At 57.8% G+C, this 15,028-nt stretch carries 13 protein-coding genes; all 13 read left to right on the forward strand.

Translation table 11 applies throughout. The annotated features are described in order from the left end of the window. Positions 1-63 precede the first annotated feature (63 nt). The 13 genes from alaS to ACTQY5_RS00550 all read left to right on the forward strand — a co-directional run bounded on the left by alaS (position 64) and on the right by ACTQY5_RS00550 (position 14,981). On the forward strand, positions 64-2,691 hold the full coding sequence (gene alaS, locus ACTQY5_RS00490) for an alanine--tRNA ligase (RefSeq protein WP_308664527.1): 2,628 nt from the start codon (positions 64-66) through the stop codon (positions 2,689-2,691). A 46-nt stretch (positions 2,692-2,737) separates the two neighbouring features. Beyond that, positions 2,738-3,268: a TetR/AcrR family transcriptional regulator C-terminal domain-containing protein gene (locus ACTQY5_RS00495; RefSeq protein WP_441368627.1), complete on the forward strand. Its 531-nt coding sequence runs from the start codon at positions 2,738-2,740 to the stop codon at positions 3,266-3,268. A 56-nt stretch (positions 3,269-3,324) separates the two neighbouring features. Continuing rightward, a complete protein-coding gene (locus tag ACTQY5_RS00500; RefSeq protein ID WP_022487614.1) occupies positions 3,325-3,585 on the forward strand; it encodes an IreB family regulatory phosphoprotein in 261 nt (86 codons plus the stop codon). Next, positions 3,585-4,004 (forward strand): Holliday junction resolvase RuvX, encoded by a 420-nt coding sequence (gene ruvX, locus ACTQY5_RS00505; RefSeq protein WP_022487615.1) that lies wholly within the window; start codon positions 3,585-3,587, stop codon positions 4,002-4,004. Before ACTQY5_RS00500 ends, ruvX begins: the two co-directional genes overlap by 1 nt. Positions 4,005-4,006: 2 nt before the next feature. Then, entirely contained in the window at positions 4,007-4,321 is a 315-nt protein-coding gene (locus ACTQY5_RS00510) for a DUF1292 domain-containing protein (RefSeq protein WP_022487616.1), read from the forward strand. Positions 4,322-4,336: 15 nt separating this feature from the next. Then, on the forward strand, positions 4,337-5,365 hold the full coding sequence (gene mltG / locus ACTQY5_RS00515) for an endolytic transglycosylase MltG (RefSeq protein WP_288311034.1): 1,029 nt from the start codon (positions 4,337-4,339) through the stop codon (positions 5,363-5,365). Further along, positions 5,362-6,582 carry a peptidase U32 family protein gene (locus ACTQY5_RS00520; protein WP_441368628.1) on the forward strand — a complete coding sequence of 407 codons (1,221 nt, stop codon included), beginning with the start codon at positions 5,362-5,364 and terminating at the stop codon, positions 6,580-6,582. Before mltG ends, ACTQY5_RS00520 begins: the two co-directional genes overlap by 4 nt. A gap of 113 nt (positions 6,583-6,695) precedes the next feature. Next, positions 6,696-7,745 carry a M24 family metallopeptidase gene (locus ACTQY5_RS00525; RefSeq protein WP_441368629.1) on the forward strand — a complete coding sequence of 350 codons (1,050 nt, stop codon included), beginning with the start codon at positions 6,696-6,698 and terminating at the stop codon, positions 7,743-7,745. Between the two features lie 39 nt (positions 7,746-7,784). Further along, positions 7,785-8,342: an elongation factor P gene (efp, locus tag ACTQY5_RS00530; protein WP_022487620.1), complete on the forward strand. Its 558-nt coding sequence runs from the start codon at positions 7,785-7,787 to the stop codon at positions 8,340-8,342. Between the two features lie 93 nt (positions 8,343-8,435). Beyond that, a complete protein-coding gene (locus ACTQY5_RS00535) occupies positions 8,436-9,044 on the forward strand; it encodes a histidine phosphatase family protein (protein WP_288311032.1) in 609 nt (202 codons plus the stop codon). Between the two features lie 106 nt (positions 9,045-9,150). Continuing rightward, positions 9,151-9,999 carry a DUF2156 domain-containing protein gene (locus ACTQY5_RS00540; RefSeq protein ID WP_441368730.1) on the forward strand — a complete coding sequence of 283 codons (849 nt, stop codon included), beginning with the start codon at positions 9,151-9,153 and terminating at the stop codon, positions 9,997-9,999. 12 nt (positions 10,000-10,011) lie between these two features. After that, positions 10,012-11,193, forward strand: a complete 1,182-nt coding sequence (locus ACTQY5_RS00545; RefSeq protein WP_279127636.1) for a GNAT family N-acetyltransferase — start codon at positions 10,012-10,014, stop codon at positions 11,191-11,193. An 11-nt stretch (positions 11,194-11,204) separates the two neighbouring features. Continuing rightward, positions 11,205-14,981, forward strand: coding sequence for a phosphoribosylformylglycinamidine synthase (locus tag ACTQY5_RS00550; RefSeq protein ID WP_308664525.1), 3,777 nt, complete (start codon positions 11,205-11,207; stop codon positions 14,979-14,981). Positions 14,982-15,028 lie beyond the last annotated feature (47 nt).

A 15,028-nucleotide genomic window follows, 5' to 3' on the forward strand; every position in this document is an offset into this window, starting at 1 on the left:
AATTAATTTTCTGGCTGATGGGATTTTTTCCTTTTTGCTGGAGGGAATTTGGGAGAGTTGGTAATGAAATATTTAACTGGTAATGAGATTCGGCAGAAGTATCTTGATTTCTTTAAGGAACGGGGCCATCTGGTACTGCCCAGTGCGTCCCTGATTCCTCATGATGACCCTACGCTGCTTCTGATTGGCGCAGGCATGGCTCCGTTCAAGCCGTATTTTACCGGCAAGGTGAAACCGCCTGCCACCCGGATCACCACCTGCCAGAAATGTGTCCGGACCGGGGATATTGAAAACGTGGGCCGTACGGCCCGGCACCATACTTATTTCGAAATGCTGGGGAACTTCTCCTTTGGGGACTACTTCAAGAAAGAAGTGATCCCCTGGGCCTGGGAATTCCTCACCAAGGTGCTGGAACTGCCGGCGGACAAACTGTGGATCACTGTGTACCCCAAGGACCAGGAAGCCTATGACCTGTGGCACGATGTGTGCGGGGTGCCGGCGGAACGGATCGTGAAGCTGGAAGACAACTGGTGGGAAATCGCCAGCGGCGGTCCCTGCGGCCCGGATTCCGAAATCCATATCGACCTGGGGGAAGAACGGGGCTGCGGCAGTCCTGACTGCGGGCCCGGCTGCGACTGCGGCCGGTTCCTGGAACTGTGGAACCTGGTGTTCACCCAGTACAACAAGGAAGCGGACGGCAGCTACACTCCTCTCCAGCACAAGAACATCGATACGGGCCTGGGCCTGGAACGGGTGGCTTCCGTGCTCCAGGAAAAACCCAGCAACTTTGAAACGGACCTGATTTTCCCCATTATCGAATACGCCTGCAAAGTGTCCGGCAAAACCTACAATGCGGACCCCAAGGATGATATTTCCCTGAAGGTCATCGCCGACCATGCCCGTTCCGTCACCTTCATGATCGGGGACGGGATCCTGCCCTCCAATGAAGGCCGGGGCTACATCCTGCGCCGGGTGCTCCGCCGGGCCATCCGTCACGGCCGTCTCCTGGGCATCCGGAAGGAATTCCTGGTGGGGGCTGCGGACCTGGTCATCGACATGTACGGGGACCATTACACGGACCTGCGGGAAAAGAAAAGCTACATTGAAAAAGTCATCGCCATGGAAGAAAACTCCTTCCTCCAGACCCTGGAACAGGGCACGGATCTCCTGAACCAGAAGATCGATGCCATGCGGAAAGCCGGCAGCACCGTGCTGAACGGGGAAGACGCCTTCCAACTGTATGACACCTTCGGTTTCCCCTGGGAACTGACCGAAGAAATCCTGGAAGAACAGGGCTTCACCATGGACAAGGAAGGCTTTGAAAAAGCCATGGAAGCCCAGCGGGAAAGAGCCCGTGCCGCCCGGAATGACAAAGAGGGCAAACCGGTGCTCTATGAAACCCGTCATCTGAAACTGGGGAACCTGACGGTGGACGAAGCCAGCAAAAACGGCAAAGTGGCCGCCATCTTCCCCGCTCACGATACCCAGCCCATCCAGAACGCCAAAAGCGGGGATGAACTGGCAGTGATCCTCACCAACACCGCCTTCCATGCAGAAGGGGGCGGCCAGCTGGGAGACACCGGCCGGCTGGTGTCCGACAAGGGCATTTTCAACGTTACTGACACCAAAAAGCTGCCCGATGGGTACACCATCCAGCTGGGCACCCTGGAACAGGGAACCCTGGCAGTAGGGGATGAAGTGGAATTCGAAGTGAACCTGAAACGCCGGGGGGACATTGCCCGGAACCATACGGCCACCCATCTGCTCCATGCAGCCCTGAAACAGGTGCTGGGCAGCCACGTGAACCAGGCCGGCAGCTATGTGGGGCCGGACCGTCTCCGGTTCGACTTCTCCCATTTCTCTCCGCTGACGGAAGAAGAACTGGCCCAGGTGGAAGACATTGTCAACGAAAAGATCCTGGATGCAGTGGATGTGGAAATCTCCCAGCAGGATCTGGAAAAAGCCAAGGAAATGGGCGCCATGGCCCTGTTTGGCGAAAAATACGGCAAGATTGTCCGGGTGGTGAATGTGCCCGGTTACAGCATGGAACTGTGCGGCGGTGTCCATGTGTCCAACACCAGCCACATCGGCCTGTTCAAGATCCTGTCTGAATCCAGCGTTGGCGCCGGGGTGCGGCGGATTGAAGCGGTGACCGGCCGGGGCGCCCTGGCTTACACCCGGGAACTGGAAGATCTGATCGGGGAAGCTTCCGCTGCGGTAAAGGGCCGTCCCAACAACCTGGTGACCCGGATCAATGCCCTCCAGGAAGACCTGCGGGCGGAAAAACACCGGGCTGATGAAATGGAAAAGAAACTGGTGGCTGCCCAGGCTGCCAGCGTAACGGCAGATGCCAAAGAGGTGAAGGGTGTGCCCTTCCTGGCTCAGGAAGTGAAGGTACAGGATGTGGATGCCCTGCGGAAAATGGGGGACACCCTCCGGGATAAGACCGGCGGGGTGGTTGTGCTGGCTGCACCTATGAGCGCCGACAAGGTGAACATCTTGGTGATGGCTTCCAAGGAAGCAGTCCAGAAAGGCATCCATGCCGGGAAGATCGCCAAGGGAGTTGCCCAGGCCATGGGCGGCAACGGCGGCGGCCGGCCGGATATGGCCCAGGCCGGGGGCAAGGATGCCTCCAAGGTCCAGGCAGGACTGGCCAAGGCGCTGGAACTGGTGGAAGGCCAGCTGAACTGAGAAAACCAACCAACAGGAAAGATTGGGTTGACAAGAAGGTGTGGAAATGGATCCAAAGGAAAAACTGGGAAAAGCCCTGTACCATCTGCTGGAGAAGAAACACCTCCACGACATCACAGTGGACGAAATCGTCCGGGATGCGGGGCTGACAAAGGAAGATTTTGAACGCTGCTGCAAGAACAAGAAGGATCTGGCCCACTGGGTGTATCTCCATATCCTGGCCCGTCACAGCCGGGATATCCTGAAAAGCCACTGCTGGTCCGAGGCTCTGTACAAAAAGTTCCTGCTGTACAAGGCCAACCTGAAGTTCCTGCAGAACCTGTACACCAGCTGTGATGTGGAAGACATCCGCCAGACCAACCGGCGGTTTGTCCGGGATGCCTATCACCTGATGCTGAAAAAAGCGGGAGCGGATCTGACGAACCCCCACATCCAGTTCGCCACGGAAATGGTGATCTACGGTGGGGAAGAAATGACCATGCGGTGGATCCTGGAAGGGATGGAAGTCCCCATCGAGGTGATGCTGGTCCTGTTCCAGGAATCCATTCCCCTGATCATCAGTCAGTATTTTTATTGAATAAAGCGGGGGGTGTTGCCGTGCAACAGCCCCTTCTTTACAAAGGAGGGAGAAACATGTCTCGTACTACACAGGAAACCACCATGTTCAAACCGGTTCCGGAAACCAAAAGTGTGGCGGAAACCATCCGGGAGGTGGCAGAGGCCCTGAAGGAAAAAGGGTACAACCCCATCGACCAGCTGGCCGGGTATCTCCTGAGCGGGGATCCGGCTTATGTGACCAGCTACAAGGATGCCCGGCTGAAGATCCGCCATTTTGAACGGTACGAACTGATCGAAGCCCTGCTCCAGGCCTACCTGGAGGAATCAGAACGCTGATGAGGATCATGGGCTTGGATCTGGGCACCCGGACCATCGGGGTGGCCGTCAGCGACGAAACCGGCTTCATCGCCCGGGGGGTGGAGACCATCCGCCGGAAGGGGCTGGAAAACGACCTGAACCGTCTCACGGAACTGGTGGAGGCGGAAGAAGTGGGGCAGTTCGTATTGGGCTACCCCAAGAACATGAACGGGTCCATTGGCGACAGAGCCAGGGCCAGTGAAGAATTCAAAACCATCCTGGAGGAACGCTTCCCGTCCATCCCGGTTGTCCTTTGGGATGAGCGGCTCTCTACGGTAGCAGCGGAAAAAGTCCTGATCGAGGCGGATCTCCAGAGGAAGAAACGGAAGAAAATCATCGACATGATGGCCGCTGTGGTCATCCTGCAGAATTACCTGGACAGCCCGAGGAGGAAATAACAATGGCCAAGAACGACGACGAAAAGCTGCTGGCAACGGAAGACCAGGAAGCGGTGGTGGTGATCACCGACGAAAAAGGCAACGAATCCTATTATCTGGAAGAAATGGTGATCCCCATGGATGGGAAGAACTTCGCCCTTCTGACCCAGATCCCGGAAGAGGACGACACGGACCCGGAGGAAGAGGACAATGTGATCATTGCCCGGGTGGATTTTGATGACAAGGGGGACCCGGTGTACCTGGATCCCACCGATGAAGAATTCGAAGCAGTCCGGAAAGCCTATGAGGAAATCATGGACGAAATGGATGCCCAGTAACCAGGAAGGCCCATTATGCGGAAAAAATTCTTGCCCATCGGGATCGCCCTGGTGCTGGCCCTTCTGTTCGGAGGCTACTGGTACCTGGACTACTTCAACACCAACACCAGCCTGGCCACCGGTCAGAAGGTCCGGTTCACAGTTACGGAAGGCATGACCACCTCTGACATTGCCACCCTGCTCCACGACAAAAAGCTGATCCAGACTCCGGAATCCTTCCGGCTGGCAGCCCGGGTGAAAGGTCTGGAAAACCATCTCCAGGCCGGCACCTACGAAATCACCGCCGGCATGAGCGACGGGGAGATCATCAACATCCTGTCCAAAGGGAAGGTCCATTCCAACAGCTTTGCGGTGCCGGAAGGGGCCACCATCAACGAAATCGCCCTGAAGCTGGAACGGGAACACCTGACCACCGCCCAGGCCTTCAAGGATGCCTGCCGGAACTATACTCCCTACACCTACATGGAAAGCCGCAATCCGGATGTGGTGTACAAGGCGGAAGGGTTCATCTGCCCGGCCACCTACAACATCCCGGAAAACGCCACCGCCAAGGATATGGTGGCCATGATGGTCCAGGAGTTCAACAAAAAGCTGACCCCGGACCTGCGCAGGGACATCCAGAAAAGCTACCTGCCCCTCCGGGACATTGTGACCCTGGCTTCCATGGTGGAACGGGAAGCCACCCACAAGGAGGAAATGCCTCTTATTGCCGGGGTGTTTGAAAAACGCCTCCAGATGGGGATGCCCATCCAGTCCGACACCACCATCCAGTACATCCTGGGAGCCCAGAAGAAGGAAGTCACCTACGACGACCTGGAGCTGGAATCTCCCTACAACACCTACCTGAACAAGGGCCTGCCTCCGGGACCGGTGGGGAACCCCAGCATGGACGCCATCCGTGCAGTGATCCATCCGGTGATGACCGATTATCTGTACTTTGTGGCGGATAAGGAAGGCTACCATCACTTTACCAAAACCTACGAAGAACATGTGGCCATGATCCAGAAACTGAACCCTGGAGAAGTCATAGGAGAAGCACAGTGAACAAACCTGAACTGCTGGCTCCCGCCGGGAGCCTGGAAAAAGGCCGGATGGCTCTGTTGTACGGAGCCGACGCCATTTATCTGGGAGGCCGGGCCTTCGGGCTCCGGGCCTTTGCCGCCAATTTCTCTCTGGAAGAGATCCGGGAGATCACGGCCTTTGCCCACAGCCTGGGGAAAAAGGTTTATGTGACCGTGAACATTTTCCCTCACAACAGCGACCTGCCGCCCCTGCCGGATTATCTCCGGGATCTGGAGGCCGCAGGGGTGGATGCCCTGCTGGTGTCCGACCTGGGAGTGTGGATGACGGCCCGGAAAGTGGTCCCCGGTCTGGGGCTCCATGTAAGCACCCAGGCCAACGTGACCAACTGGGCCACCGCCAAAGCCTGGGAAGACCTGGGAGCGGAACGGGTGGTGCTGGCCCGGGAACTGTCCTTCCAGGAAATCCGGGAGATCCGGGAAAAGATCACCGCGGACCTGGAAGTGTTCGTCCACGGGGCCATGTGCATTTCCTATTCCGGACGGTGCCTGCTGAGCAACTACTTCACCGGTCGGGACAGCAACCGGGGGGCCTGTGCCCAGGTGTGCCGGTGGGAATTCGGCCTGACGGAAAAGAACCGGCCCGGGGAAGTGTTCCCCATGGCAGAGGATGAACGGGGCACTTACATCATGAATTCCAAGGATCTGTGCCTCATTGACTATCTGCCCCAGCTGATGGAGGCAGGGGTCACCAGCCTGAAGATCGAAGGCCGGATGAAAAGCGTCCATTATGTGGCCACCGTGGTCAGCGCCTACCGGAAAGCCATCGATCTGTGCTGGGAGGATCCGGAACATTTCACCGTGCCGGAAAGTCTCCGACAGGAACTGGAAAAAGTCTCCCACCGGCCCTATACTACCGGGTTCGCCCTTGGGAAGACCGGCCCGGAAGACCAGGTGTACACCACCAGTTCCTATGAACAGAGCGCGGATTTCGTGGCCCTGGTGAAGGATTTCGATCCGGCCAGCGGACGGGTGACCCTGGAACAGCGGAACCATGTGAAGGCCGGGGAAGTGCTGGAAGTGCTGACTCCCGGGGGAGAAATCTTCTCCTGGACCCTGGAGGATATGCAGGACGGGGAGGGAAATCCCCTTACCGCCGCTCCCCATGCCCAGATGGTGTTCACCGCCAAAGGGGATGGACGGATGGCTCCCTTCTCCCTGGTCCGCCGTCTGAAGAAATAAAACAAAACAATTTGTAACAAAGTATATAGAAACCCTTGCTTTTTTTCGGGGTTTAAGAGTACAATAGATTAGTCGAACTGATTTTGTTGGACGAAGCACAAGGAGACGATAGGATGAAGGCACTGGAAAGACTCCGGAGTTTTCTGGAACAGGAAAAAGTGGATGGGATCTTCATCAAGGGAGATTCTTCCATCCGGTATTTCACCGGCTTCACCGGCGGGGACAGCCTGCTGTATGTGGATGCCCACCGGGCGGTGATCATCACCGATTCCCGGTATACCCTCCAGGTGCGCCAGCAGGCTCCGGACTGCGAACTGGTGGAACATCTCCACGGGTTCTGGCCGGAAGCGGCCAAACTGCCCCAGTCGGACAACCTGGCCCTGGACGGGGATTATTTCTCCTATACGGAACAGCGGGCACTGGCAGCGGCCCTGCCCCATGCCACCTGGAAGAATGTGAACCTGGTGGGCATGCGGGCGGTGAAGACCCCGGAAGAGATGGCCCTGATCCGGAAGGCAGTGGCCATTTCCGACGAAGCCTTCCTCCAGCTGCTGCCCCATATCCGGGCTGGCCGGACGGAAAGCAATCTGGCGGCGGAACTGGAATACAACATGCGGAAGCTGGGGTCCACCAAGCCTTCCTTCGAAACCATCTGTGCCTCCGGCAAACGGAGCGCCCTGCCTCACGGGGTGGCTTCTGACAAGGTGGTAGAAGCGGGCGATTTCATCACGTTCGACTTCGGGGCCACCTATGGGGGCTACTGCTCCGACATCACCCGGACGGTGGTGGTGGGGAAGGCTGCTCCCTGGCAGAAGGAAATCTATGATATCGTACTCCGGGCCAACCTGCTGGGAGAAAAGACCCTGAAGGCCGGGCTTACCGGCATCCAGGTGGACGGAGCCGTCCGGGACTTCATCACCGGCAAAGGCTACGGACCCAACTTCGGCCATGGCCTGGGCCACGGCGTGGGCCTGGACATCCACGAAAAACCGGTGTTGAACCGGGCCAATGACCAGCCTCTGCCGGCTGGTGCGGTGGTGACCATCGAACCGGGCGTCTATCTCCCTGATCAGGGCGGTGTCCGGATCGAGGATACGGTACTGGTCACGGAAACGGGCTGCGAACGGCTCACTTCCGTGCCCAAGGAACTGAAGGAACTCTGATTTACCCATATAAACTATATTTTTTTGGAGGTTGTTTTCATGATTTCTACGAACGATTTTAAAACTGGCGTAACGGTTGAAATTGACGGCGATGCTTGGCAGGTCGTTGAATTCCAGCATGTAAAACCGGGTAAAGGCGCTGCTTTCGTACGGGCCAAAATGCGCAACCTGTGCACCGGCGCTGTGGTGGAACGGACTTTCAACGCGGCTGAACGTCTGGAAAACGCCATTGTGGAAAGAAAAGGCATGCAGTACCTGTACGAAGCCGATGGCACCTATGTGTTCATGGACAATGAAACCTATGATCAGCTGGAACTGAACAAGGATCAGCTGGGCAAGGCCGTGAACTTCCTGAAGGAAAACATGGACGTTAAGGTCATCACCTTCAAGGACCGGATCCTGGGTGTGGAACTGCCCAACACGGTGGAACTGACCGTAGTGGAAACCGAACCGGGGATCAAAGGGGACACCGCTACCGGCGGCAGCAAGAACGCCAAAATGGATACCGGTTATGTGGTCAAAGTGCCTCTGTTCATCAACGAAGGGGACGTTCTGCAAATCGATACCCGTACCGGGGATTATATTGCCAGAGCATAACAGGGAGAAAATGGGGGCTGTCGCAGGACAGCCCCATTTTGTATTCCGGCGGTTTTTGAAACCCGGCCGGAGGGTGGAATAAAGGAAAGAAACATGAAGACAATCTATCTGGTGCGCCATGGGGAAACCCTGGCCAACCGGCAGGGGATCCTCCAGGGCTGGTCCAACAACCCCCTGGACGACACCGGCCGGAAACAGGCATCCGCCCTGGTGACCCGGGCTGCCCGGGTGCCTTTGGATGCCCTCTATACTTCGGACCTGATCCGGACCCGGGAAACGGCTGCCCCTCTGGCGGCGGCCCGGGGCATGGAAGCAAAGGCCCTTCCCGGGCTCCGGGAGATTTCCTTCGGGAAATGGGACGGCCATCATCTCCGGGAGATCCAGGAAAAGGATCCGGATACCCTCCGGGATATTTTCCTGAAGCCGGGACAGGTGGACCTGGAAGCGGAGGAAGACCTGGCCGCTTCCCAAAAAAGAGGATGGGAAACCTTCCGGGAACTGGTGGACCAAATGGAACCGGAAGGCACCATCCTGTGCGTCAGCCACGGGGGCCTGATCCGGCTCCTGGTGTGTCAGATCCTGGGGTTCCCCATAGACAACATGTGGCGGATGAGCCTGGCCAACACGGCCTTCGTCCAGGTGGTCCAGACCGCCGACTACGGATTCCGGGTGGACAAACTGAACGATATGGGGATGCTGTAAGCCTCTTGACTCATCTGTTATAATAATAGATACATATAAACATCTTACAAATGAGGGAGCGATTCTTATTTTAGAATTCAAGCATATCAGTATCGACGACAAGCCGATATTCGATGATTACTTTACCGAAGAGGACTACCATGCCTCGGAATGCTGTTTCGGGTCCATCTTTATCTGGCGGAAGCAGTATGACAGCTACTGGGCCATCAGCCACGGCTGTCTCATCATCAAGGTCACCGTCAACGGCACCACTTTCGTGCTGCCTCCTTTCGGCGGGGTCAACGATGACCTGCCAAAAGTGATCTGCGCCCTGAAGCAGTACTTTAAAGGGGAACCTTTCGAAATGCACGGGATCTACGAGCATACCATCGAACGGTTCCAGAAATACCTGCCCCAGGTGAACACCTTCACTCCGGACCGGGACAACTGGGACTATGTGTACCAGCGTGCCAGCCTGGCCAGTCTCAGCGGCCGGAAGCTCCACGGAAAGAAGAACCACTACAACCAGTTCCTGAAGGACAACCCGGAATTCGTCTACGAGCCCATTACCCCGGCCAACAAGGACGAATGCATTGCCTACGGGAAACAGTGGGTGGAACAGCGGGAACTCACCGATCCTTCCATTGTGGCGGAATTCGACGCCATCCAGGAAGGGCTGAACAACTTGGATACCCTCCAGCTCCGGGGCGGTCTGATCCGGCTGGACGGCCAGGTGAAGGCCTTCACCTTCGGGGAACGGGCCGGGAAGAACACGGCGGTGATCCATGTGGAAAAGGCGGATCCGGACATCCGGGGCCTGTACACCGCCATCAACAAGGAATACATCGCTCATGAATGGCCCGATGTGACCTACATCAACCGGGAAGAGGACATGGGCAAGGAAGGACTCCGGGAAGCCAAGGAATCCTACAAGCCTGTGTTCATGGTGAAAAAATACAATACCATCATCCGCTGAAGGAGGATTGCCATGGATTTTCGTTTGCTCCAGCAGGATACCCTGTCCCAGGCGGCGGACCTGTGGGATTACTGCTTTGAAAAGAAGGGGACGCCTTTTTATGAATGGTATTTCGGGGAATATGCCCTGAAGCAGAACCGGATCCTGGGTGGATTCCAGGACGGGAAGCTGCTGACCATGCTCCACCTGAACCCCTATGTGCTCCGGCTCCGGGGACGGGACTGGAAGGTGCCCTATATTGTGGGGGTGGCCACGGATCCGGTGGCCCGGGGACACCATGTGATGGGGGACCTGATGGAAACCGCCTTCACCACCCTCCGGGCCCTGAAGGTGCCTTTTGTGATCCTCATGCCCATTTACGCCGGGATCTACCAGCCCTACGGCTTTGCCTGGACCCATCTCCGGAAGCATTACACCCTGCCTCTGGCCGGACTGGATCTGGCGGGACACCCTCTGGACGGGTACGAACCGGAACGGGTGGACACCCGGAGCGGGGAAAAACTGGTGGCTCCCGTCTATGAAAAAGCCATGGCCGGGTACCACGGCTATGTGGTCCGGGACCACCGGGTGTGGGAGAACACCCTTCTGACTGCCGCCCAGGAAAATTTTGAGACGGTAATCATCCGGAATGACGGTGCACCAAAGGCTTACGCGTTGTATAATAGAGAGGGAGACAAAGTGACCGTCCAGGAAATGGCTGCTGCAGAACCCCCGGCCAAAATCCGTCTGCTCCAGTACTTCAAGGGGCTGGCGGGCACCTACAAGACCCTGGACTGGCTGGCGCCGGAAGACGACCTGACCTGGACCCAATTGCCGGACCAGGCCCTGGCGCCCCGGGAGGCCCCCTTCATGATGGGCCGGGTGATCAACGCCGCGGCCTGCCTGAAGGCTCTTTCCGTACCGGAGAGCCTGGTGGGGAAGACCCTGGTGCTGGCCCTGAAGGACGAACAGATCGCCCTCAACACCATGCTGGTGAAGCTGAACTTCACCCGGGAGGGGATCCAGCTGCTAAACACCCTGGACGACCCGGAGGTGCTGCTGGACGTGGGGACCTTCACCCAGCTGTTCTTCGGCCTCTACGGACCGGAACAGCTCCAGAAAGCCGGCATGATCTATGTGGACAGTGAAAATGCATGGGAAATCCTTGACAAATTGTTCCCGCGGGAGAATAATTTTATCAACGAGTATTTTTAAGGGAGGCTGTCATGAGCGACAAAATTAGACGTGTATTTGTGGAGAAGAAGAAAGAATATGCTGTGGAAGCAGCAGGTCTGTGTTCCGATCTCCAGCAGACCCTGGGGCTGAAGAACCTGAAAAGCGTCCGGATCGTGAACCGGTACGACCTGGAAGGGCTCACTGACGAAGAATACCAACAGGCCAGAAGCCTGGTGCTCAGCGAAGCCCCGGTGGATGTGGTCCGGGACGAAGAACTGGAGATCCCTGCCGGTTTCCGGAGCTTTGCCGTGGAACTGCTCCCCGGCCAGTATGACCAGAGAGAAGATTTTGCCGCTCAGTGCATCCAGGCCATCACCCAGGGCCAGCGGCCCATTGTGGCTGCTGCCAAGGTGTTCCTGCTGGAAGGGGACCTGTCCGACGCCGACTTTGAAAAGATCAAACACTACTGCATCAACCCGGTGGAAGCCCAGGAAGCGGCCATCGACAAGCCTGACACCCTGGACATGACCTGGGATGTGCCCAAACCGGTGGCTGTGCTGGACGGCTTCCGTGCCCTGGACAGAAAGGGCCTGGAAGACTTCCTGAACAAACAGGAACTGGCCATGAGCCTGGAAGATCTGGCTTTCATCCAGGAATATTTCAAGAAAGAAGACCGGGATCCTTCCATTACGGAAATCAAGGTGCTGGATACCTACTGGTCCGACCACTGCCGGCACACCACCTTTGAAACCAAACTGGAAAACGTTTCCATCACCGACGGTGTCTACACCCAGCCGGTGGCGGAAGCCTACGACCTGTACAAAAAAGACCGGGATTTCGTTTACGGGAAAGACACCCAGCGGCCCATTACCCTGATGGACATGGCCTGCCTGGCCACCAAGAAGCTGAAGAAGGAAGGGAAGATCCCTGATTTGGATGCTTCGGAAGAAATCAACGCCTGCAGCATCGTGGCTCCCATTGACGTGGACGGCAAAAAAGAAGACTGGCTGGTGATGTTCAAGAACGAAACCCACAACCATCCCACTGAAATCGAACCTTTCGGGGGCGCTGCCACCTGTCTGGGCGGGGCCATCCGGGATCCCCTCAGCGGCCGGAGCTATGTGTACCAGGCCATGCGGGTCACCGGGGCCGCAGATCCCCGGACTCCCTATGAACAGACCCTGAAGGGCAAACTGCCCCAGCGGAAGATCACCCTGGGTGCCGCTGCCGGGTACAGCTCCTACGGGAACCAGATCGGTCTGGCCACCGGTTCCGTGGAAGAATACTATCATCCCAAATTCGTGGCCAAGAGAATGGAAGTGGGGGCCGTCATCGGGGCTGCTCCCCGGGACGCTGTAGTCCGGGAACGTCCGGCTGCCGGCGATCTGATCGTTCTTTTGGGCGGCCGTACCGGCCGTGACGGCATGGGCGGCGCCACCGGTGCCTCCAAGGAACACACCACCAAATCCCTCAGCGAATGCGGTGCGGAAGTCCAGAAGGGGAACGCCCCCAACGAACGGAAAATCCAGCGGCTGTTCCGGGATCCGGAAGTGACCCGTCTCATCAAACGGTGCAACGACTTCGGGGCCGGCGGTGTTTCCGTGGCCATCGGGGAACTGGCTCCGGGCCTGGTGATCAACCTGGACAAGGTGCCCAAGAAGTACGAAGGCCTGGACGGCACGGAACTGGCCATCAGTGAATCCCAGGAACGGATGGCGGTGTGCATCGCTGCCAAAGATCTGGACAAATTCATGGCCGCTGCCGCCAAGGAAAACCTGGAAGCCACGGTGGTGGCGGAAGTGGCGGAAGATCCCCGTCTGGTGATGTACTGGAGAGGGGAAAAGATCGTGGACCTGTCCCGGGCTTTCCTGGACACCAACGGCATTCCCCAGAAATCCAACGTGGTAGTGGACGGAGTGGAAGAAACCTCTCCCTTCAACAGCACCCCTGCAGAAGTGGAAGGGAAGAAGGATATCAAAGAAGCCTGGCTGGCCAACCTGGACCGGCTGAACGTGTGCAGCGAAGAAGGGCTGGGTGAACGGTTCGACGGCTCCATCGGCCGGGGCAGCGTACTGATGCCCTACGGCGGCCGGAACCAGCTGACCCGCACCGAAGGCATGGCCGCCCGTCTGCCGGTACTCCACGGCAAGACCAACGCCACCTCCGTCATGGCCAGCGGCTATGATCCCAACGTGTGCTGCTGGAGCCCGTACCATGGGGCCATGTACGCGGTGGTGGAAGCCGTGTGCCGGGCTGCGGCCATGGGCGCCGATCCGAAGAAACTGCGTCTTTCCATGCAGGAATACTTCCCCAAACTCCATACGGAACATACCTGGGGCCGGCCTTTCGCCGCTCTCCTGGGTGCCTATAAAGCCTGCTGCGAACTGGAACTGCCGGCCATCGGCGGCAAAGACTCCATGAGCGGCACCTTCATGGACCTGGAAGTCCCGCCTTCCCTGATCTGCTTTGCAGTAGGGGTCATGGACGGCCGTGACACCATCTCCAACGAATTCAAACAGGCCGGCAACACCGTGGTGTTCATCCCCGTACCCTGCGATGAACACGAAGTGGTGGATTACCCTGCCCTCCGGACCCTCCTGGACAGCGTCCACAAGGCCATCCTGGGCAAACGGATCCTTACTGCCGGCGTGGTGAAAGAAGGGGGCGTGGCCGCAGCCATCTCCTCCATGTGCCTGGGCAACGGACTGGGCTTTGGCTTTGTGAAGCCATTCCTCCACGAAGAATGCCTGTTCACCCTCCAGCCCGGCGGATTCCTGGTGGAACTGGCTCCCGGTGCCGATGCGGAGAAAGTCTTCGCCGGCAGCGACTTCCTGGTGCTGGGCAAACTCACCGACGATGGGAAAGTCACCGTCAACGACACTGCCATCAGCCTGGACGAAATCAAGGCAGCCTATACCCGGACCCTGGAAGGGGTATTCCCCTCTGTGGTGAAGGATTCCGGCAAGGACATCTGCCGGATGCCCTACTACCGGAACGACCTGCCGCTCACCGCTCCCTACAACGTGGCCCAGCCCCGGGTGTTCATCCCTGTGTTCCCGGGCCTGAACTGCGAATTCGACACCGCTGCGGCCTTTGAAGCAGCCGGTGCCAAGGCGGATATTTTCGTGATCCGGAACCTGACTCCGGACGCCATCAAGGAAAGCGTGGAAGAAATGGCCAAACGGATCAAGGAAGCCCAGATCCTGGCCATCCCCGGCGGGTTCTCCGCCAGCGACGAACCGGAAGGCTCCGGCAAATTCATTGCCACCATGTTCCGGAATCCGTCCCTGAAGGAAGCGGTCATGGACCTGTTGTATAACCGGGACGGCCTGGCACTGGGGATCTGCAACGGCTTCCAGGCCCTGATCAAACTGGGTCTGGTGCCCTATGGAGACATCCGTCCTCTGACGGAAACCTCTCCCACTCTGACCTTCAACACCATTGGCCGGCACATTTCCCGGATGGTGGAAACGAAAGTGGTTTCCAACAAATCTCCGTGGCTGGCCCTCACTGAACCGGGAGACATCCACACCATCGCCGTTTCTCACGGGGAAGGCCGGTTCGTGGCCACCGAAGAAGAGATCAAGAAACTCTTTGCCAACGGCCAGGTGGCAACCCAGTATGTAAACCAGGCTGGGGATCCCACCATGGAAAGCCCCTACAACCCCAACGGCTCCCTGTATGCCATTGAAAGCATCACCAGCCCGGACGGGCGGGTCCTGGGCAAAATGGGCCACACCGAACGGTTCACCGATGGTCTCATGAAGAACATCCCGGGGAACAAACTGCAGCCTCTGTTCCTGGGCGGCGTGCAGTACTTCAAGTAAGATTCAACAGGGAAGGGGAGACTGCCAGGGGCAGCTCCCCTTTCTTT

The sequence above is a fragment of the Acidaminococcus sp. HCP3S3_H5 genome, assembly GCF_052122235.1.
In the GTDB taxonomy this organism is placed as follows: domain Bacteria; phylum Bacillota; class Negativicutes; order Acidaminococcales; family Acidaminococcaceae; genus Acidaminococcus.